This is a genomic window from Thermosediminibacter litoriperuensis, from assembly GCF_008124715.1.
Classification (GTDB): domain Bacteria; phylum Bacillota; class Thermosediminibacteria; order Thermosediminibacterales; family Thermosediminibacteraceae; genus Thermosediminibacter; species Thermosediminibacter litoriperuensis.
Window position 1 is genome coordinate 1 of sequence record NZ_VNHO01000033.1, and the last position, 19,296, is coordinate 19,296.

The 19,296-nt window shown below is 51.0% G+C and carries 21 protein-coding genes and 1 riboswitch; of the genes, 13 read left to right on the top strand and 8 right to left on the bottom strand.

The window, feature by feature from the left end:
- The 6 genes from LZ11_RS13060 to spoIIR form a co-directional block, all read left to right on the top strand.
- Positions 1–265 (top strand): group II intron maturase-specific domain-containing protein (locus LZ11_RS13060; protein WP_342782615.1); only part of this gene is annotated, 265 nt, incomplete at its 5' end.
- Between the two features lie 269 nt (positions 266–534).
- Positions 535–744, top strand: coding sequence for a CLC_0170 family protein (locus LZ11_RS10710; RefSeq protein WP_148867872.1), 210 nt, complete (start codon positions 535–537; stop codon positions 742–744).
- Between the two features lie 33 nt (positions 745–777).
- Positions 778–2,397 (top strand): spore germination protein, encoded by a 1,620-nt coding sequence (locus tag LZ11_RS10715; protein WP_148867873.1) that lies wholly within the window; start codon positions 778–780, stop codon positions 2,395–2,397.
- The gene (locus LZ11_RS10720) at positions 2,378–3,475 is read left to right on the top strand and encodes a GerAB/ArcD/ProY family transporter (protein WP_246110804.1); all 1,098 of its coding nucleotides are present in this window, start codon (positions 2,378–2,380) and stop codon (positions 3,473–3,475) included. Before LZ11_RS10715 ends, LZ11_RS10720 begins: the two co-directional genes overlap by 20 nt.
- On the top strand, positions 3,472–4,608 hold the full coding sequence (locus LZ11_RS10725) for a Ger(x)C family spore germination protein (RefSeq protein WP_148867875.1): 1,137 nt from the start codon (positions 3,472–3,474) through the stop codon (positions 4,606–4,608). The genes LZ11_RS10720 and LZ11_RS10725 overlap by 4 nt, the downstream gene beginning before the upstream one ends.
- Before the next feature lie 48 nt (positions 4,609–4,656).
- Positions 4,657–5,586 carry a stage II sporulation protein R gene (spoIIR, locus tag LZ11_RS10730; protein WP_148867876.1) on the top strand — a complete coding sequence of 310 codons (930 nt, stop codon included), beginning with the start codon at positions 4,657–4,659 and terminating at the stop codon, positions 5,584–5,586.
- A 32-nt stretch (positions 5,587–5,618) separates the two neighbouring features.
- Here spoIIR and LZ11_RS12555 read toward each other — a convergent pair whose 3' ends face one another.
- A complete protein-coding gene (locus LZ11_RS12555) occupies positions 5,619–5,789 on the bottom strand; it encodes a hypothetical protein (RefSeq protein WP_222927251.1) in 171 nt (56 codons plus the stop codon).
- Positions 5,790–5,903: 114 nt separating this feature from the next.
- Between LZ11_RS12555 and LZ11_RS10735 the strand changes: the two genes are divergently transcribed.
- The 6 genes from LZ11_RS10735 to LZ11_RS10760 all read left to right on the top strand — a co-directional run bounded on the left by LZ11_RS10735 (position 5,904) and on the right by LZ11_RS10760 (position 12,638).
- Complete coding sequence (locus LZ11_RS10735) at positions 5,904–7,412, top strand: aminotransferase class I/II-fold pyridoxal phosphate-dependent enzyme (protein WP_148867877.1); 1,509 nt, start codon at positions 5,904–5,906, stop codon at positions 7,410–7,412.
- A 140-nt stretch (positions 7,413–7,552) separates the two neighbouring features.
- Complete coding sequence (locus tag LZ11_RS10740) at positions 7,553–7,747, top strand: small, acid-soluble spore protein, alpha/beta type (protein ID WP_148867878.1); 195 nt, start codon at positions 7,553–7,555, stop codon at positions 7,745–7,747.
- A gap of 163 nt (positions 7,748–7,910) precedes the next feature.
- Positions 7,911–9,152 (top strand): outer membrane protein assembly factor BamB family protein, encoded by a 1,242-nt coding sequence (locus LZ11_RS10745; RefSeq protein WP_148867879.1) that lies wholly within the window; start codon positions 7,911–7,913, stop codon positions 9,150–9,152.
- A gap of 63 nt (positions 9,153–9,215) precedes the next feature.
- A complete protein-coding gene (gene murI, locus LZ11_RS10750; protein ID WP_148867880.1) occupies positions 9,216–10,040 on the top strand; it encodes a glutamate racemase in 825 nt (274 codons plus the stop codon).
- A 195-nt stretch (positions 10,041–10,235) separates the two neighbouring features.
- Positions 10,236–11,471 (top strand): dicarboxylate/amino acid:cation symporter, encoded by a 1,236-nt coding sequence (locus tag LZ11_RS10755; protein WP_148867881.1) that lies wholly within the window; start codon positions 10,236–10,238, stop codon positions 11,469–11,471.
- Between the two features lie 156 nt (positions 11,472–11,627).
- Positions 11,628–12,638, top strand: coding sequence for an asparaginase (locus LZ11_RS10760; protein WP_148867882.1), 1,011 nt, complete (start codon positions 11,628–11,630; stop codon positions 12,636–12,638).
- On the opposite strand, the gene LZ11_RS10765 is transcribed toward LZ11_RS10760, so the two are convergent.
- The 7 genes from LZ11_RS10765 to LZ11_RS10795 form a co-directional block, all read right to left on the bottom strand.
- Positions 12,635–13,237 (bottom strand): aspartate/glutamate racemase family protein, encoded by a 603-nt coding sequence (locus tag LZ11_RS10765; protein WP_148867889.1) that lies wholly within the window; start codon positions 13,235–13,237, stop codon positions 12,635–12,637. The two genes, LZ11_RS10760 and LZ11_RS10765, sit on opposite strands and share 4 nt — an antisense overlap.
- Positions 13,238–13,309: 72 nt before the next feature.
- The gene (locus LZ11_RS10770; protein ID WP_148867883.1) at positions 13,310–14,149 is read right to left on the bottom strand and encodes a MetQ/NlpA family ABC transporter substrate-binding protein; all 840 of its coding nucleotides are present in this window, start codon (positions 14,147–14,149) and stop codon (positions 13,310–13,312) included.
- Positions 14,150–14,182: 33 nt separating this feature from the next.
- Complete coding sequence (locus tag LZ11_RS10775; protein WP_148867884.1) at positions 14,183–14,836, bottom strand: methionine ABC transporter permease; 654 nt, start codon at positions 14,834–14,836, stop codon at positions 14,183–14,185.
- Positions 14,829–15,863, bottom strand: coding sequence for a methionine ABC transporter ATP-binding protein (locus LZ11_RS10780; RefSeq protein ID WP_148867885.1), 1,035 nt, complete (start codon positions 15,861–15,863; stop codon positions 14,829–14,831). Before LZ11_RS10780 ends, LZ11_RS10775 begins: the two co-directional genes overlap by 8 nt.
- A 69-nt stretch (positions 15,864–15,932) precedes the next feature.
- A riboswitch (SAM riboswitch) is annotated at positions 15,933–16,049 on the bottom strand.
- A gap of 65 nt (positions 16,050–16,114) precedes the next feature.
- Positions 16,115–17,035, bottom strand: coding sequence for a glycine betaine ABC transporter substrate-binding protein (locus tag LZ11_RS10785; RefSeq protein WP_148867886.1), 921 nt, complete (start codon positions 17,033–17,035; stop codon positions 16,115–16,117).
- Positions 17,036–17,075: 40 nt separating this feature from the next.
- Complete coding sequence (locus tag LZ11_RS10790) at positions 17,076–17,717, bottom strand: ABC transporter permease (RefSeq protein ID WP_148867887.1); 642 nt, start codon at positions 17,715–17,717, stop codon at positions 17,076–17,078.
- Between the two features lie 25 nt (positions 17,718–17,742).
- Positions 17,743–18,846: a betaine/proline/choline family ABC transporter ATP-binding protein gene (locus tag LZ11_RS10795; protein ID WP_148867888.1), complete on the bottom strand. Its 1,104-nt coding sequence runs from the start codon at positions 18,844–18,846 to the stop codon at positions 17,743–17,745.
- Between the two features lie 219 nt (positions 18,847–19,065).
- Here LZ11_RS10795 and LZ11_RS12560 point away from each other — a divergent pair.
- Positions 19,066–19,296, top strand: a 231-nt coding sequence (locus LZ11_RS12560) for a transposase (RefSeq protein ID WP_222927233.1), incomplete at its 3' end; no start/stop codon positions are given.

The following is a 19,296-nucleotide window of genomic DNA, read 5'->3' on the forward strand; positions in this document are numbered from 1 at the left end:
CGTATTCAAGGACCTGGAAGGCTGGATGCGGAGGAGGCTGCGTATGTGCCTCTGGAAGCAGTGGAAGCGGGTACGGACAAGATACCGCGAGCTGCGTGCACTGGGGCTACCAGAGTGGGCAGTAAATGAACTCGCCAACGCTCGTAAAGGGCCGTGGCGGATGGCCCACGGGCCAATGAATAGAGCCCTGGGCAACGCCTACTGGCAAACCCAGGGCCTGCTGAGCTTAACCGAACGCTACCAAACTCTTCGTCAAGCTTGGTGAACCGCCGGATGCGGACCCGCATGTCCGGTGGTGTGAGAGGACGGGGGTTAGCCGCCCCCTCCTACTCTATTTCTGTTTATCGAATCCTGGGTCGGCGGCGAGATTCCACGCTTACATATGTCGCCTTCGCTCGCGACAATGATACGACGCCTTTTTTTCATGCGCTTTTCCTTTTTGGCTGCCTGACCGGGCTGCGGAGAATAAAAAGTTGTATTCTGCGGAAAATAAAAAGCAAGAGCGGGAAATTTCAAGCAAGAGGGGTATGGGAATTGCAGATATTAACCGCCGTTCTCGAACACGTTAAGGATGCTCTCACTCCAACCACCGCTATAGTCTTTATCGTGAGCGGCCTCTTTTTAATTTTTTTAGATTCCTCCAGCATGGCAGAAAAGAACTTGAGGACGGAGGCCGTTCTGGTAAAAGCGGCAGGAATCCTTTACATAATAGGCAGCCTGGCACTTTTTATATTTACCAAATAGGGTTTTCGATGTACGACGGGAGGATACCGTGGCATGGGAAAGATATTCGATACGCTTTTTCACAGGCGGAAAACCGAGATTTTCTATGAAAGGGACATGGCTCCCGACAGGAGCAGGAAGCTGTATAAAGACATAGACGAAAATATAAGGATTTTTAACGAGTACCTGGCGGACTGCGACGACCTTATATCCAGGGAATTCGTCGTAGGGAACCCCGGCGGGCCCAAGCACAGGATGGCCCTCTTCAACATCGACGGGCTCGTCGACAAGAGGCTCGTACACGAGGAAATCATGAAGTCGCTCATGCTCTTTGCCAGACAGGTCCCACTGGAATACAGCGTTGGGGACAAGTTTTTTCAGCTTGTCAAGGACGGCCTGCTAACGGTGGCCGAAGTCAGGGAAATAGACAATTTCGGGGAAGCGGTGCTGGCGGTGCTGTCGGGCGACACCGCCCTTTTTATCGATAAACTGGACCGGGGTCTTATTTTGAACACCAGGGGCTGGGAAAAAAGATCGGTTCAGGAGCCCGCTACGGAAGCCGTGATAAGGGGCCCGCGGGAAGGTTTCACCGAGACCTATCGCGTAAACGTTGCCTTGGTGCGCCGCAGGATAAAGGATCCGAATCTCAAAGTCCAGACCATAAGGCTAGGGAGGCACACCAGGACCGATGTCGGCGTTCTTTACATCAAAGGGATTGCAAATCCCTCCATTGTCGAGGAAGTCCTGAAGAGGCTCAACTCGATAGACACTTCCGGAGTGCTGGAGAGCGGTTATATCGAACAGATGATAGAGGACAACTGGCTTTCGTTTTTTCCCCAGTTCAGAAGGACGGAAAGGCCCGACGTGGCGGCGGCGTCCCTGATGGAAGGCAACGTACTCATTATATGCGATAATACCCCCTTTGCATTGATAGCACCCACTACCTTTTACAGCCTCTTCCAGTCCCCCGAAGATTACTACGAGAGGTGGTATATAGCCTCACTTATTAGGATACTTCGCATGACTGCGGCTTTTCTTGCCGCTACAGCACCGGCCCTTTACGTGGCGATGATCTCCTTTCACCCGGGCATGCTGCCCACCGACCTGGCCCTGTCCATAGGTGCCACCAGGGAGGGCGTGCCCTTTACCACTACCGTGGAAGCCCTTATCATGATGCTTGCACTGGAAGTGCTGAGGGAGGCGGGCATAAGGTTGCCAGGCCCCATCGGCCAGACGATAGGTATCGTGGGAGGTCTCGTCGTCGGAGAAGCTGCCGTCAGGGCGGGCATAGTGAGCCCCATAATGGTAATATTGATAGCTATAAACGCCATATCATCCTTTGCGATACCGAACTTCAGTTTGGCGGTGGCATTCCGTTTGCTGGCATTCATATTTCTTTTTTTGGCTTCGGTGGCCGGCCTGTACGGCTTAATTCTGGGATATCTGGGCTTAACCATCCACCTGGTTACGCTCAAGAGTTTCGGTTCAAATTATCTCTCACCCCTGGTCTCCTTTAAAATGAAAAAGGCCTGGGATATCTTCGTAAGGCCTCCGTTACCCTCGATCAAAGAGAGGCCCGATTACACAAAACCTCTGGACCGGGAGAGGATGCGGGATCTGAGGCAGGACCAGGAGGGCAGAGGTGGTGACGAAAATGCTGATGGACGACGATAGGATTTCCACGGGACAGGCCATGGCCCTTGTCATAAACGCGATCTTGGGCGTCAGCCTCACGATTCTGCCGAGGGATGTAGCAAAGACCGCAGGCCCCGACTGCTGGATACTGGTTATACTGGGAGGCGTCTTTGCCTTCATAGCAGCGTTGATAATAGCTGCCGTTATAACCCGATTCAACGGCAAGACCTTCACCGAATATACCTCTTTCGTCCTGGGGAGGCCTGCAGGTTTTCTGGCAGGAGCCTTATACGCCTTTTATTTCGTCCTCGTCTGCGCCGTAGTGCTGAGGAACTTCGCCGAAGTAATGAAAAACTTCGTACTGGAGACGACGCCGCGGGAGTTCGTCATAATAACCCTGCTTTTACTTTCGTTTTATCTGATCCGCCACGGTTTGGAACCCATGGTAAGGTTCATGGTCATAAATTTTCCCATCTGGTTCATAACGGCGATAGTCGCTCTTATCTTAACCCTTAACAAGGTTGATTTTTCGGAACTCCTTCCCTCTTTCAGGACGCCTCCTGACAAAATACTTTTTGGGTCCGTAAGTGCAGCTATCAGCATGGCCGGTTTCGAGGTGTTAATGGTAGCCGGCCAGGGTCTGAAGACCACCAGGCACGTTTACAAAATTGCAGCGGTATCCATCGGCATCGTTACGGCTTTCTACATCTATTTAGTCGTGATTGTAGTTTCCATGCTGGGAGTCGACGAGACCAGAAGGCTGCTGTGGCCGACCTTCGCCGTTTTAAGAAGCATAACCGTTCCGGGAGGCGTTCTGGAGAGGATCGAAGCCCCCATCATAATCGTATGGGTTATAATGGTATTTACCACGTTAAGCGCCTATTACTTTTCCGCTACGATTACTTTTGCAAACCTTTTCAAGGCGAAGGAGTTCAAAATTTTCGCGCCACTGCTGTTTCCGTGGATCTACTTTCTTTCCATGATGCCGCAGAACGTGCTGGAGCTGGAAAACTGGCTCAAATTCGCCGGGAATCTCGCCGTTGTTTTCGGTCTCATAATACCCTTTATCCTGCTGATAGCAGGTTCCGTGAAGGCAAGGTGGGGGAAATCAAAATGAAATTAAAAAAAATATTTTTAATAACCGTCGCCGTATTATCCGTTTTTTATACCATCGGGTGCTGGGACATGGTCGATATCGACAAGCGGTTTTTTGTGGGCAATATAGGTGTCGACAGGGCTGAAGACGGGGAACAGATGCTGGTCACCTTCACTTTTCCGATAGTGAGGAAGATTGCGGGCGGCCAGGGAGGTGGTCAGGGAGGCGGCGGAGGTTCCACGATAGTTGTCATAAGTACCGTAACGGATTCCATCCACGCCGCCGCCCGCCAGGCGGCCATGCGCCTCAGCCGGCGGTTGTTTTTCGAGCACACCAGAGTCATACTTATAGGCGAAGAACTGGCAAGGGACGGTATTGAGGAAGTCGTAAACTTCCTGGAGAGAAACACCGAGATCAACCGGCGAGGCAGGGTCATAGTCGTCAGGGGGAAGGCTAAAGATGCCCTGACCATCAAAAACGAGATCGAGGTGCTGCTGGCTCTCTACATCGCCAACATTTTCGAAAACCGGGACATATGCGCCAGGTTCATTGAGACAGACGTGGACGAATTCATGAAGCAGGTCCATTCCATGAATGGTAACGTCCTCCTGCCGCGGCTGACGCCGGGGAAGACGGACGTTAAGATAGGCGGGGCGGCGGTCATAAAAAAATACAAGCTGGTGGGATGGCTGGAGGAAAACGAGACCCTGGGCGCCAACTTTGTCCTGGGAGAAATCAGCGGAGCCGATATTATGATTGACATCCCGGGCTACAAATACCCGGTTGTCTTCACGGTTACTCACAATAAAGCCGCTATGGAACTGCTGGAGGCGGGCGATTACCCCAAATTCAGGGTAAAGCTGGAAGTAAAGGGCGAGATTGTGGAGACACCGGAGCAGATACAGCTCGCCCCGGAAATGTTAAAGATAATAGAAAAAATGTTGGAGGACAGGATAAACCACATGGTCTTAGCAAGTATACGAAAGCTGCAGGAGGAATACCAGGTGGATTTGCTGGGATTCGGCGAGTACCTTTCCAAGTACAAGCCTGATGTATGGGAAGAATACAAAAAGGACTGGGAAAACATTTTCCCCGACGCCGAGATAAATGTTGAAACAAAAGTTAAGATAAGAGGAATAGGTGCTTCCAAATAGGGGAATAATCTAGATGAATGACGAAATTAACCATAAGGGGGAGGAAACATGGGGCTCTTCAGGAAAACTGTTATAGCATCAACCGCTATAATTCTTCTCGCCATGTTCGCTGCTATTATAGGCGGTTCGGGAATCGCCGGAGGTAGATTGGACGGGGAAAAAACGGTTTCCGGGATAGATGTGGAAGATATCTCGTCGAAGATTATCAGGCTGCACGTCGTGGCCAACGGCGATTCCCCGGAAGACCAGGAACTGAAGCTCAGGGTCAGGGATGCGGTGATAAAAGCCCTTGAGAAAGACCTCGCGAAAGTCGAGGATATCGACGTCAGCAGGGAGTATATTAAAGCTCACCTGACGGATATAGAGGAAATCGCAAGGCGGGAGATTAAAAAGAGCGGAAAGGACTACAGCGTCAGGGCGCTTTTCGGCAGGTTTCCGTTTCCCGTGAAGACTTACGGATTTATTACGCTGCCGGCGGGCGAATACGAGGCCCTGCGCATTATAATAGGAAAAGGGGAAGGCAGGAACTGGTGGTGTGTGCTGTTTCCGCCGCTTTGCTTCGTAGATATAACCCACGCGGTCGCCAGAGAAGAGGCGAAGATTAAACTGGGCAGCGTTTTGACGCAGGAAGAAATGGCGGCCGTAGATAACACCCATAACCGGAAAGACAAGCCGGCCATAGATAACACCCGAAATCTGGAAGACAAACCAACCATAGATTACACCCAAAGTCGGAAAGACAAGAAAACCATAGATAACACCCAAAAACGGGAATACAAGCCGGCCATAGAAAAAAAACAAGATCGAGAAAGCGAGCAAGCCATAGATAACATCCAAAATCGTAAAGAAATGGCAGCCATAGATAACACCCAAAATCCGGAACACGAGCGGGTAGTGGTGAGGTTCAAAATAGTGGAGTGGTTCCAGGTCGCCTGGAACAGCATCCAGCAAAATTTCAAGCTCGCTCTAAACAATTAAGCGGCGGTTTCGCTGAAAAGCGCCTTTGGCTGTCATAAAACCGGGCCCCGGCCCAGAGCCGCGGGCTTTTTCTTATGCCGGCCGGCATCCATCGCAGCAGGGTACCTGTACCCGTTAAAGCCATTTATCCGGCGTATAACCTCAGTATTCCCGGTTATACCCGATATGATGTGTATAATTCGGTTTTTAAAAGGATTGTTCATTTTTTCTCCATATCTTAACATAAAATTAACATTTTGTTCTGCTTTTCTTATTGAATTTCAGCGGATTCTGTGCTTTAATTAGTATGTTCGATTATTGAAGGGAGTGTGACTGCAGTGAAAAGAGAAGAGCAGCAGGAAACGCCGCTTTTTACCGCCCTAAAAAAATACGTGCAGGACAGGACCATATCCTTCCATGTACCCGGACACAAGGGCGGCAGGGGAATACCCGAATTCAGGGAATTTGTGGGAGACAATATCCTGGCCATCGACGTCACCGCAGGTATCCTGGAACTGGACAACGTGTGCAATCCGTTAGGTGTCATCAAAAGGGCGGAAGAACTGGCTGCCGACGCTTTCGGGGCCGATCACGCCCACTTCCTGGTAAACGGCACCACTTCGGGCATTCAGGCCATGATACTATCGGTGGCCGGGCCCGGCGATGAGATAATAATCCCGCGCAACGCTCACCGTTCGGTGGTGGGAGGTCTGATACTCAGCGGTGCGAGGCCAGTTTATATAAAGCCGGTTATCGACGACTACCTCGGCATAGCAATGGGTATAACGCCCGAAAGCGTGAGGCGCGCTCTGGTGGAACACCCCAACGCCAAAGCCGTTTTTGTGATAAATCCTACCTATTACGGGGTCGCCTCAAACCTCAGGGAAATCGTCGAAATCGCACACTCCTTCGGTAAGCCCGTGATAGTGGACGAGGCCCACGGGGCCCACTTCGCCTTCCACCCCGATCTACCGCTTTCGGCCATGGAAGCCGGGGCCGACATGAGCGCTGCCAGCGTCCATAAACTGGTGGGCTCCATGACCCAGAGCTCCATACTGCTGGTAAAGAGCAGGCTGGTCGACGATAAGAGGGTGAAGGCTGCCATGAACCTGACCCAGACTACCAGTCCTTCCTACCCGCTGATGGCTTCGCTGGACGTGGCCCGCAAGCAGATCGCCCTCCGAGGCAGGGAAATGCTGGACAGGACCATTAAGCTCTGCGAAGAGGCCCGGCGGGAGATGAACCGGATCGAAGGGATTTACGTAGTAGGAAGGGAAGTGGAAGGCACCGAAGGGTGCTTCGCCTACGATCCCACCAAGCTGGCCATAAACGTGCGCGAGCTGGGGCTTTCCGGATTTGAAGTCGAGAAGATATTGAAGTACGAATACCACATTCAGGTAGAGCTGTCGGACCTTTACAACGTACTGGCGGTGGGCGCCATAGGCGACAGCGATGAGAGCCTCGCAGCCCTCGTCGACGCCGTGAGGGACATAGCTCAAAAATACGGGCGGAAGAACGTCATCAAAATAGCAGCCAGCCTGCCGGAAAACCAGGAGCTGGTGGTTTCGCCCAGGTTCGCCTTCTACAGCGACAAGAAGGTGGTGCCTCTGGAGGAGTCCGAGGGCGAGATAAGCGCTGAAATGCTGATGGCCTACCCGCCGGGTATACCCATAATATGCCCGGGCGAGCGCATCACCGGGGAAGTAATAGAATACGCCAAGGCTTTAAAGGCCGAAGGCTGCCACCTGCAGGGCACCGAAGATCCGGAGGCCGGCTTCATAAAAGTGCTGGCCGACCGGGAAAGCGTGGAAATCGAGTATTACCGCGGAGCCGAGCAGGTAGGGTGAAAACTTTTCCAGCCTCTCTGAGATAGAGAGGCTGATCTAAATAGAAAAATATGGATTTAATGCTTGATTTTTTGCAACATAAATTTTTGTGTTAAAATGTACTATAATAGTGTGCGTAAAAAATTTAAGGAGGGAGTTCCATGTCCCGTCGACGCGGCGTAATGTCGGAGGCCCTCAAGTACGAACTTGCAAAAGAACTGGGGGTGGCGGATATCGTCGCGAGAGAGGGTTGGGGCAGCGTGTCTTCCAGAGACTGCGGCAATCTGGTGAGGCTTGCCATAGAGCGTGCCGAGAGGATGCTCATGGAAGACTACGCCAGAAACAATCCCCAATGACGGACTCCCGCAGCAAGGCGCACAACCAGGGTTTTAATTTTAATATAAAACCCTGGTTTTCTATTTTTCACCAAATTATTATTAAATGAATAAGTTAAGATTATGGGAGTAAAATTGCGAGAAAGGCCGGACATACGTTATCCGGCCGGAAGGTGGTGATAGCGTGAAGCTGCCTCCGGTCGCCCTGGGCAGCAGGGAACTGAAAAAGCAGAAGCCTTATATCAGGGGTACCGATGTGAGGCGGCTGCAGCAGGTTCTGAAGTGGATGGGCCTTTACCGGGGCAGAGTGGACGGCGTCTTCGGGCCGGAGACCGAGTATGCGGTCCGGTTGTTCCAGCGCTATTTTAAAGATAAACCCAGCGGTATCGCCGGCGAAAGGTTTTTTAAGATTTTCAACGAAATCGAAAAAGGCGGTGTCGGCGAGTGGGGCACGTACCAGAGGGATTTTTGCCACACCGGTTACGTCCCCGTCCCTCTGTCAAGTAATCTAAAAGTCTCCAAAATGAGAAAAATACGGGAACCGGTAGGGCTAAACGCCCGTAGGAATGTGCTTTATGTCGCCACCGGATCATACCTTGAGGCTTTCGATTTGCACGCAAGAAAAGTGCTTTGGCGGAATGAAGATTTTTCGCCCCTGTCCTGTGCTACGGTGACCCCCGACTATATTCTAATTCCCGCCGGCGAGCTGGTTGTGGTCGACACCCATTCCGGCAAAACGCAAAAGAGGATAGACCTGGATGTCTTCCCGTCACCGGTGGCCGTACACCGGGGCGTTATATACGCGGCTTCGACCGGCGGCTCAATTTACGCCATCGACGGAAGGGGAGAGACGCTCTGGCGCTACAGGACCGGCAGCGCCGCATGTTCGCCCCCGGCCGCGGCCTACGACCTGGTTTATTTCGGCTCTTACGACCGGCACGTTTACTGCCTGGACGAGAAGGGTTTACCTTACTGGAAAGCCAGGACCGCCGGACCGGTCAAGGACCCGCCGGCAGTCTTCGAGGGCAGAGTGTTTGCGGTCACCCGGGATGCGGGCCTGTACGCTTTAAACGCCCTGACCGGGCAAATCCTCTGGAAGAAAAAGTTTGCGGAGGAAATAACGCCGCCGGCCTTTTTCGGAGACAGCATGATAACCGTAACCTTAGGCGGCAGGGTTCTGGTCCTGGACTCTAACGACGGGAAGTTGAAATGGGAAAAAGAAATGGGCGCTGCTCCCACCATTCCGCCCTTTGCCTGCAGGGATGCGGTATTTATAGGTACCGATTCCGGTCTCTTTGCGCTGGACCCCGGCGGGCAGGAAACGAAGACATACCTCGAAGGGGAAAAAATAACCTGCCTCGCACAGGCCCGGCTTAGCCTTTACGTGACCACCGAGGACTCTTTATGGGAGCTTTCGCCGTTGTAATCACCTTTGGTTTGGTGTAGACTGTAAATATATTATTAATAGGCAGGCAAAGGGGTGGAAACGATGGATACAAACGAAAGGCCCATAGGAATTTTCGATTCCGGCATCGGGGGTCTTACCGTAGCGAGGGAAATAATGAACCATTTGCCCGGCGAGAACCTGGTGTATTTCGGAGATACGGTGAGGGTTCCATACGGCTCCAAGTCAAAGGAGACCATAACCCGATTTGCTTTCGAGGGCGTCAATTTTCTCATGAAGCAGGCTGTGAAGATGATAGTTATCGCCTGCAACACGGTGAGCGCTACCTGCCTTGAGGGTCTCCAGCGGGCCGTGCCGGTGCCGGTGGTGGGGGTAATCGAGCCCGGCGCTAGGGCGGCAGTAAACGCTACGGTTAACGGCGTCGTGGGAGTTATAGGCACCGAACGGACCATCAACAGCGGGGCGTACATAAAAGCGATTCGGAGCCTCAACAGCGGCATAAAGATTTTTTCCCGGGCCTGCCCCATGTTCGTACCTCTGGTGGAAGAGGGATGGCTGGACAACGAAGCCGCAGTTTTTGCAGCCCGCACTTACCTGGAGCCGTTAAAAAAAGAGGGTATAGATACGCTGGTGCTGGCCTGCACCCACTACCCTCTTTTGAAACCCACTTTGAAAAAGGTGATGGGCGATCGAGTTTTTCTGGTGGATTCCGCCCTGGAGACGGCCAGGGAGGTGACCCGCATACTCCGGGAGAAATCACTGGCGAGAACCGGAGGTGGTCCCGCAACTTACCGCTATTTTGTGAGCGACAATCCGGCAAAATTTATAGAAGTGGGGGAGAGGTTTCTCAATCGCCCCATCGACCCAATAAGCGTCATAGATCCGGAAACGGGAGCGGGCAATTTTTAACCCGCTCCTGCGGCGTCTATGATTTTTTTTATTATCCCTACCGGCGCTCTCTAAATTCGAAAAACTCCTTTGAGAAAAAGTTGTGCAAATATTACATAATTCATGCGTATTATATGAAAATATCCTCAATTTATGCTATAATAATTATGCAGGAATATATTAATAGCATATTGAAAATGAAAGGGGGTTTTCATCATGGGTTTTAAGTCCTGGTACGGCAGGATAAGCCTTGCAAACAAGATCCTCATTGCCATGGTACTCGGCGCACTCATAGGTTATATTGTGGGACCCGGCATAACGGTGCTGGATCCGATAGGCACCATTTTCTTAAGGCTCCTTAAAATGGTGATCCTGCCGCTGGTGTTCTTCTCCATCGCCGCCGGGGCGTCCAGCGTCATAGACCTGTCCAGGCTCAAGAGGATAGGTGGCCTATTCCTCGTTTACTGGGTCCTGTCTTCGCTGGCCGCAGCTGCCGTGGGCCTGGTGTGGGCCGCGATATTCAAGCCCGGTGTAGGCGTCAAGCTGGCAGAAAAAGCCGCGGAAAACGCCGGTGAGGTCAATCTTCTGCAGTCGTTCATCAACTGGATTCCCGATAACGTGGCAGCGGCCTTTACCAACTTTAACATGATTCAGGTAATAGTGTTCTCCATCTTCTGCGGCCTAACCGCAGCAGCCCTGGGAGAGACCGATTCGGGCCGGTTCCTGAGGAACTTCTTCAAATCCGGCGATGAGCTGATGATGAAGATGGTGGGCTACATTATGGAATTCGCCCCCTACGGCGTATTCGCATTGATGGCCAACATCACCGGCACGGCGGGGACCATCGTCCTGGGTGCTCTCGCAAAAATGCTGGTGACTCAGTACGTGGCATACGCCACGATACTGTTTGTAGTATATCCGATGATCCTGACCGTTTTCGCCAGGGTCAACCCGATACAGCACTTCAGGAACATCTTCCCGGCCATGGTGGTGGCTTTCTCCACCTGCTCCTCCAGCGCCACGCTGCCGGTCACCATGGAGTCCACCAAAAAGCGCGCCGGAGTTCCCGAGGATATAGTGAACCTGATCGCGCCTCCTGCGGCCACCATTAACATGCACGCAGTGGCGGCTGAAATGCCCATTTACGCTCTGTTCGCGGCTCAGATTTTCGGCCTGGATCTTGCTCCGGCGTCTCTTCTCTCGATAATCGTGCTGGGCGTGGTAATGGCCGCCGGTGTGGCAGGGGTGCCCGGCGGGGCTGTAATGATGGCTTCGGTTCTCATGAACATCATGGGGCTGCCTATGACCATCATACCCTGGATAGCCGGTATATACAGACTTATCGACATGCCCAACACCATGCTCAACGTTACCGGAGACACCGTGGGTATGGTCACCGTGGCGAGCATGATGGGCGAGCTGGACAGGGAGACCTTCCAGGGAAATAATTAGTCTACGTTTGGCCTGTGCCGCGATGACGGTCTCGCTAAACGGTGCCTTTGCTGTTATCATGTATAAATAAAGTCTTTCAGTGAAAAGAAGGGCCGCCGGTTACATCCGGCGGCTTAATTACGGTATAATAAAATAACAAGAAGGAGGTAATCGCCCTTGAACGGACAGAAGAAAAAGATAGCGTTTCTTGCCACGGGTGGTACCATCGCATCGGTCCCCGGCCCCGAGGGTCTGAGGCCCGCCTTCACCGAAAAAGAAATGCTGGAGCTGGTGCCGGGCCTTTCAGAACTGGCCGATATTGAGGGCAGGCTGATAATGAACATAGACAGCTCCAACATGCAGCCCGAAGACTGGGTAACCATCGCCCGGGAAGTCGAAAGAATACTTTCTGAATTCGACGGCGTAGTAGTCTCCCACGGTACCGATACCATGGCCTATACTTCAGCTGCCCTCACATACATGCTTACATACCTGAAAAAACCGGTGGTGCTGACCGGCGCCCAGAAGTCCATAGGCGAGGAAAACAGCGACGCCGGAAAAAATTTAATGGACAGCTTCAGGGTGGCCGCCTCCGGCAGACCCGGAGTTTTCGTGGTGTTCGACGGCAGGATAATATTCGGCGACAGGGCTGCCAAAATGAAGTCCAGAAGCTTCGACGCTTTCCACAGTGTCAACGCCCCTCTCGCCGGCAGGGTAGCGGGGGGCGGCGTCGAATGGGACCAGGAGGCCCTGGCCGCCGAAGGAAGACGTATTTCGCAGGTGTGGGATGTCCTGGCCCAAAAGGCCGGAGTGAGCCGGGAAGCAGCCGCCGGCAGGCCGGTGGTCCTCTGCGGCCAGCCGGACCCGAGGGTGCTTCTCGTCAAGCTGTACCCGGGTATCGAGCCCGAAGTTCTGCTGCTGGCAAAAGAAAAGGGATACCATTCGGTACTGATCGAGAGCTTCGGGGCAGGCGGCGTGACCTTCCGGCACCCGCGCAACCTGCTGCCCGCCATCCGGGAGCTCATCGATTCGGGTATTACCGTTGCCGTCACCACCCAGGTGCCCTTCGAAGGGGTGGATCTCACACTATACGAAGTCGGCAGGAAGGCCCTGGAGGCTGGTGCCATATCTACGGGCACGGATACCCGGGAAGCCGCCCTGGTGAAATTGATGCTGAAGTGTCTTTAATCTGCAAAAACCGGGTCCCACAGCATTCCCTCCGCCGGGTCGATGACGGGTACGCTCAATTCTTCTTCAAGCTTTTCTCTCAAATAGGGTAGATGGGTGCAGCCCAGCACCAGCCCCTCCGGGTTGAAGCCTTTCAGGACCAGACCGGCAAGGTTGAATTTATCAACGATGGCTTCCGGGCGATCAAGGTTTTCAATTGCATTGATTACCGGGAGCAGGCTAACGCCGATGATCTGAATCGCCGGGTTATTCTCGTAAAGGATTTTTTCGATGGTCTCCAGGCACCGGCCGTTGGCAGCCCAGATCATCAGCCTCCTGTACCTTGACGCCAGGTTGCGGTATACTTGAAGCGGTGTTACAATATTTGTACCCGAACACTTCTGCCTTACAAGTTCCAGGTCTATTGCCGCCGAAAGGGAATTGCAGTAAATCATTACCTTTCTTATGTTTAACTTTTGGAAATCGCCTATGATGGCGATCACTTTTCGAGTAAGAGCATCAGCTTTTTGATACTGCAGAATGTTTTGTTCTTCGGGGCTTGAAGCGAGAGGTTTCCCTACCGCTTCAAACCCCCTTTTTCTTATAAAATCGACTCCCATCTCTGTATCTACCGGCGTGCCGGCGATAACGCCGAAGGGCCCGCTAGGTACTGACAATAATATCACCCCCGCTTAAAAAGCTGGCACGACGGCGCCCTGATACTTCTCATCGATAAATTTTTTGACTTCCGGCGAATTCAGGGCTTCGGCCAACTTTTTGAGCTCGGGCCTTGACTCATCGCCCCTGCGGACAGCCAGTATGTTGACATAGGGGGAATCCGCCGATTCGATAAAGAGTGCGTCTTTAGTGGGCACGAGTCCTGCCTCCAGGGCGTAGTTGGTGTTTATCACCGCCGCATCCACATCCGGCAGTACCCTCGGAAGAGTGGCGGCTTCGAGTTCGGAGATCTTGATGTTTTTAGGATTTTCGACGATGTCGGCTACCGTGGCTTTGATGCCGGCATCTGGCCTTAACTTTATTACTCCGGCCGACTGCAGGAGCAGCAAAGCTCTCCCGCCGTTGGTGGCGTCGTTGGGTATGGCGATGGTAGCTCCTTCTTTTAACTCGCTAAGGTTTTTAATCTTCTGCGAGTATATTCCCATGGGCTCTATATGCACTTTAGCAATATAAGTTAAATCCAGGTTATGTTCTTTTGAGAAGTCCTCAAGATACGGAATGTGCTGGAAGAAGTTTGCGTCGAGCTCTTTTTCAGCCAGCTTGAGGTTGGGCTGCACATAATCCGTAAACTCCACGATCTCCAGGGTAATCCCCTCTTTTTCGAGAAGGGGTTTTACGACATTTAGAATCTCAGCATGAGGCACCGGTGTAGCACCTACTTTAATTGTGGTTTTTGCATCGCCCCCTTGACTCTGGGACTGTCCGCCGGGAGCGGTCCCTTGTTTCGCACCGCATCCCGCCGCCAGGGCTGCTATGAGGCCCAGTATTAAAACCGTTGCTAAAATCTTTTTCACGCCAATCGCCTCCCTTTTTGAAAAATATAGGATTTACCGGTTTTTTGACAGCCGTCTTACACATAAATCTCCCGCGACCTGGATCAGCTGCACCATAACAACCAGAATTGCTACGGTGTAAAGCATGATATCGAGCATGAAACGCTGATACCCGTATCTGACGGCCAGGTCTCCCAGTCCACCACCTCCTATGACGCCTGCCATGGCGGAATATCCCACCAGATTTATGGTGGTTATGGTAATCCCCGCGGCTATTGAAGGCAGGGCTTCGGGGATCAGCACCCTGGTTATGATCTGAAGGGGTGAAGCCCCCATAGCCTGGGCCGCTTCAATGACGCCGCGGTCTACCTCTCTCAATGCCGTTTCGGTGAGCCTGCCCATGAAGGGGATGGCCGCCGCCGAAAGGGGAACGATGGCTGCGGTGGTCCCGATGGCCTTTCCTACCAGCCATCGCGTGAAGGGTATAAGTACTATCAGAAGTATTATGAAAGGCACGGAGCGAAGGACGTTCACGACAGTGCCCAGAACTTTGTTCAAAAGGTCGTTTTGCAGTATCTGGCCCCTGCCGGTCACCATCAGCAGGACGCCCAGCGGTACCCCGAAGACCGCTGCTATGAGCACCGACACCGCAACCATGTATACGGTCTGCCAGGTGGCTAAAAGCAGCAGATTAAGGGTTTCAGACATTTTCAACCACCTCCACATTAAGCCCCAGCTTCTTCAAATATTCCAGAGCTTCACCTGTTCCGCCGTTATTTCCCCGCAGCTCCACCACGAGAGTGCCGCAGGGGGTACCCTGGATGTGGTCGATATTTCCGTAGAGTATGTTGGCGTCTACGTCAAATTTTCTTACGATATCGGATATGACGGGCTGCGCGGTGATTTCCCCGAAAAAGCTGATTTTGACAATCTTATCTTCCAGATGCCCGTGGTTCAGGTTCGTGATCCTGTCTTTCAGCTCTTCGGGAAGCTGCGATAAAGTTACGGATTTCAGGAAGTTGCGGGCGATTTCCGTCGTGGGGTTTGAAAATATTTCGAGTAGGGGTCCCTGTTCCACCACCCGGCTTTTTTCGATTACCGCCACTTTGTTGCAGATTTGTTTGATGACGTTCATCTCGTGAGTTATCAGCACTATGGTGATTCCCAGCTGCCTGTTGATATCTTTCAAAAGGTTCAAAATGGATAGAGTCGTCTCCGGGTCCAGGGCCGAAGTCGCCTCGTCGCACAGCAGGACCTTTGGATCGTTGGCCAGGGCCCGGGCTATGCCCACCCGCTGTTTTTGACCGCCCGATAGCTGGGAGGGGTAACTTTCCGCCTTGTCGGAAAGGCCCACCAGTTTTAAAAGATTTTCCACCTTTTTGTTGATCGTCTCCCTGTCAAGGCCCGCAATCTCCAGGGGGAAGGCCACATTGCCCCGGACCGTCCTGGATGACAGCAGGTTAAAATGCTGGAATATCATTCCGATTTTCTTCCGCATTTCCTTTAATTCGTTGGGAGAAAGCCTGGTCATCTCAACGCCGTCTATCTCTATGGAGCCGGACGTGGGCTTTTCGAGCATGTTGATGCAGCGCAGGAGGGTGCTCTTGCCGGCGCCGCTGAGGCCTATAACACCGAAAATATCGCCTTTTTCTATGTCCAGGTTGACGTTGTCCAGCGCCCTGACATTCCCCGAAGCCGAGCGGTAAACTTTTGTCAGATTTCTGATGCGAATCAATGAAGACCCTCCTTTCCCAAAATGAAAATAAAAAACCCCCTTCTGACAGCGCGAAGAGGGTTGAAAATCCTCTTATCTGCCAGAACTTAACGTTCTGCTGGAATTAGCACCGCTGCAGCCGGAAAAATTAGGCTGCCGGTTGCCGGGTTTCATCGGGCCAGTCCCTCCACCTGCTCTCGATAAGAGTTTTATTTATTCACTTTTGTTGATAAAAATATTAACATGGATTTTTTGTCCTGTCAATGCTTTCTTTAAATCAATCCTTTTTCTTTTAAAAATTCCTTTGCTACTTCTGCCGCCTCCTTACCTTCTCCATCGACCAGGTAATTTAACTTCTGCATTTCTTCGTCGGAAATCTGGCTGGCCAGTTGGTTAAGAATATCTTTCAATTGGGGATATTTTTCCAGAACATCCTGCCTGATAACCGGTGCAGCGTAATAGGGAGGAAAGAAATGTTTATCGTCTTGAAGTATTTTTAGATTGTGGCGGACCAGTAGACCGTCGGTGGCAAAAGCATCGATCACTTGAACATCACCGGTAGTTATTGCAGTGTATCTTAACCCTATATCCATTGATTTTGTGTCCTTAAATTTAAAATCGTATTTTTCTTTTAATCCCGGGTAACCGTCGGGTCTTTCCATAAATTCCATTGTGCCCCCAAGTACCAGCTGATCGCTAATCTTCTGCAGGTCCGAAAAGGTTTCAATTTTATGTTCTCTTGCAAAATCTTCCTTAACAGCCAGTGTAAAAGTGTTGTTAAAGCCCAAGGGCTCCAGCCAAACTATATTCCATCTGTCTTTGAATTCTTTCGCGACCGTTTCATAAGCCTTGTCGGGATCGGTGGTTGCTTCCATCCCGAGGATATTTACCAGACCCGTTCCGGTGTACTCAACATAAACATCTATTCCGTTATTGGCACCGCTCCTTTTTAGTGCTTCAAAACATACGCTGGTGCCGCCGAGATTCATTTTCCTCACTACCTTAAGGTCGGTATGGGCTTCGATCAAATCAGCCACCATATTACCGACGATGATCTGTTCGGTAAAATTCTTTGACCCAACTACGATGGTATCGCCGGTAGCCCCCCGTCTCGCTCCGCCACCCAAACCGCAAGATGCGATCAAAACCGTAATTAAAACAGCCGAAATTCCCATCAGTAAATTTCTCTTCATAAAATCGCCTCCCCACTCATTTATATAAATTTATCAAGTTTTATCTTATCCCCCTTGGGGTGACCGCTTTTTCCAAAAAAGAGAAAATTTTATCTATCGCCAGGGCTAAAATCATCGCCGGCACGGCACCTGCCACGATCATACGGTTATTGACCATAGATATTCCTCTGTATATAAGCTGGCCGAGGCCGCCCGCACCAATCAATGCCGCCAAAGTGGTGAAACCCACGGCCATTACGACTGCAATTCTGACACCTGCCATGATAACGGGTAAAGCCATAGGTATCCGCACCATAGTCATCAACTGCTGTTCGGTCATGCCCATACCCAAGCCGGCCTCAACGATGGCTTTATCTATACCGGTGAGGCCCGTATAAGTGTTCTTTACAATCGGCAGCAAAGCATATGCGGAGACCATGACTATCGAGGGAGTCGATCCGATTCCAAAAATCGGCACCAGGAATCCCAGAAATGCCAGGCTCGGTATCGCCTGAACCGCGTTGGCCAATCCCAGGATAAAAGACGAAATTGATGGGAACCTTGTCATCAGAATGCCCAGCGGTACCCCTATGGCTATGGCAACCACAATAGCGATAAAAGACAGTTGAATGTGCTGTCCGGTCAAAACTATAATATCGTCCATTCTTTCGAGCATGAAGTTTATATATTCTGCTACCGGCATCTTAATTTCACCCCTCTCTATTCCTTTAATTCCCACCCAATAAATTCACAAGGGTGCTTCGGGTTATCAAGCCCTTGAGTACGTTATTTTCATCAACTACGGGGACATAACCTATATTTTTCTGTGACATCAGCCTCAACACGTTTAAAATCGAAACATCGGGTTTGACTGTGAAAACATTACTGGTATAAATTTCCTCCAACTTTTTAGCTTTATCCCTATGGGATCTTATGTCTTCGGCTGTAACTATACCCAGAAGCCGGTTCTCCTTATCAACCACGAGAATACTATCAACACCGCTCTCACTCATGATCTCGACAGCCTGCGCCAGAGTTCTGGAAGGTAAGGCTTTAACAGGGTTGGTGATCATTATATCTCCTGCCGTTACGTATTCGGGTTGTTTCCATATGCGTTTTTTGCCTATAAGATTTTCCACAAAATCATCGGCAGGGTTTCTCAATATTGCTTCGGGTGTGTCAAACTGCACCACCGTACCTTCCTTCATTATACAGATCCTATCGGCCAGTTTTAATGCTTCGTCTATATCATGGGTTACGAAAACGATGGTTTTGTGAAGTTTTTGCTGTAACTCGTAAAGCTCATCCTGCAGCTGGGTTCGCGCAATGGGGTCGATAGCGCTGAAAGGTTCATCCATTAAAATAATATCCGGGTCTGCGGCTAAAGCCCGGGCGACACCTATCCTCTGTTTTTGGCCGCCCGACAGCTCCGTCGGGTACCTGTCCATAAACTTTTCCGGCGGCATGCCTACGAGATCCAAAAGTTCCTTTACCCTTTCGGCCCTCTTTTCCCTGGGCCATTTTTTGAGCAGCGGTACCAATTCTATATTCTGCCTCACCGTCATATGAGGGAAAAGACCTATTTGCTGAATGACATATCCGATATTCCGCCGGAGTTCAATGACATCCATTTCGGATATGTCTTTGTCATTTATATAGATTCTACCGGAAGTGGGCTCGATCAATCTGTTTATCATCTTTAAACAGGTGGTCTTCCCGCAGCCGCTGGGTCCTATTAATACGACAAATTCGCTGTCTTTTATCTCCAGACTTATTCCCTTGATTATCTCGGTATCCCCGTACTTTTTAGTGACATTTTCAAATCGGATCATCCTATCCCCACCCCTTCCGTATAGTGACAACTTATATTATACTATATGGGTTGTCACGCAGTCAAATATGGCGCCAAATAATAACACCCCATATTTTATGGGGTGTTCAGACTGTCGACAAAGTAACTGTCGACAGTCTTTTTTTGCAAAAGCTAGTACAAAAATCATCAGCTTTTTAGTAAAATTAAAGAAGATACAAAAATATTGTGGGGCGATGAAATGTTAACGAAGAAAAATCGAGAAATAATAGAGCAGGTAGAATTAGTAAGCATCGATAGCTTAGTACCTCAAGACCATCTCCTTAGGGCAGTAGAAGAAAGCATCGACTTTAATTTCATTTATGATGAAGTAAAAGACCTATATAGCGAAAATACAGGAAGACCTAGTATTGACCCGGTAGTGTTAATTAAGCTACTCATGCTCCAAGCATTGTATGGAATCCGCTCCATG

Excerpts from the sequence above, each read along its gene's own strand:
- LZ11_RS10715 (WP_148867873.1), top strand. The coding sequence starts at position 778 with ATGGGAAAGATATTCGATACGCTTTTTCACAGGCGGAAAACCGAGATT.
- LZ11_RS10720 (WP_246110804.1), top strand. The coding sequence starts at position 2,378 with ATGCTGATGGACGACGATAGGATTTCCACGGGACAGGCCATGGCCCTT.
- LZ11_RS10725 (WP_148867875.1), top strand. The coding sequence starts at position 3,472 with ATGAAATTAAAAAAAATATTTTTAATAACCGTCGCCGTATTATCCGTT.
- spoIIR (WP_148867876.1), top strand. The coding sequence starts at position 4,657 with ATGGGGCTCTTCAGGAAAACTGTTATAGCATCAACCGCTATAATTCTT.
- LZ11_RS12555 (WP_222927251.1), bottom strand. The coding sequence starts at position 5,789 with ATGAACAATCCTTTTAAAAACCGAATTATACACATCATATCGGGTATA.
- LZ11_RS10740 (WP_148867878.1), top strand. The coding sequence starts at position 7,553 with ATGTCCCGTCGACGCGGCGTAATGTCGGAGGCCCTCAAGTACGAACTT.
- murI (WP_148867880.1), top strand. The coding sequence starts at position 9,216 with ATGGATACAAACGAAAGGCCCATAGGAATTTTCGATTCCGGCATCGGG.
- LZ11_RS10755 (WP_148867881.1), top strand. The coding sequence starts at position 10,236 with ATGGGTTTTAAGTCCTGGTACGGCAGGATAAGCCTTGCAAACAAGATC.
- LZ11_RS10765 (WP_148867889.1), bottom strand. The coding sequence starts at position 13,237 with ATGGGAGTCGATTTTATAAGAAAAAGGGGGTTTGAAGCGGTAGGGAAA.
- LZ11_RS10775 (WP_148867884.1), bottom strand. The coding sequence starts at position 14,836 with ATGTCTGAAACCCTTAATCTGCTGCTTTTAGCCACCTGGCAGACCGTA.
- LZ11_RS10785 (WP_148867886.1), bottom strand. The coding sequence starts at position 17,035 with ATGAAGAGAAATTTACTGATGGGAATTTCGGCTGTTTTAATTACGGTT.
- LZ11_RS10790 (WP_148867887.1), bottom strand. The coding sequence starts at position 17,717 with ATGCCGGTAGCAGAATATATAAACTTCATGCTCGAAAGAATGGACGAT.
- LZ11_RS10795 (WP_148867888.1), bottom strand. The coding sequence starts at position 18,846 with ATGATCCGATTTGAAAATGTCACTAAAAAGTACGGGGATACCGAGATA.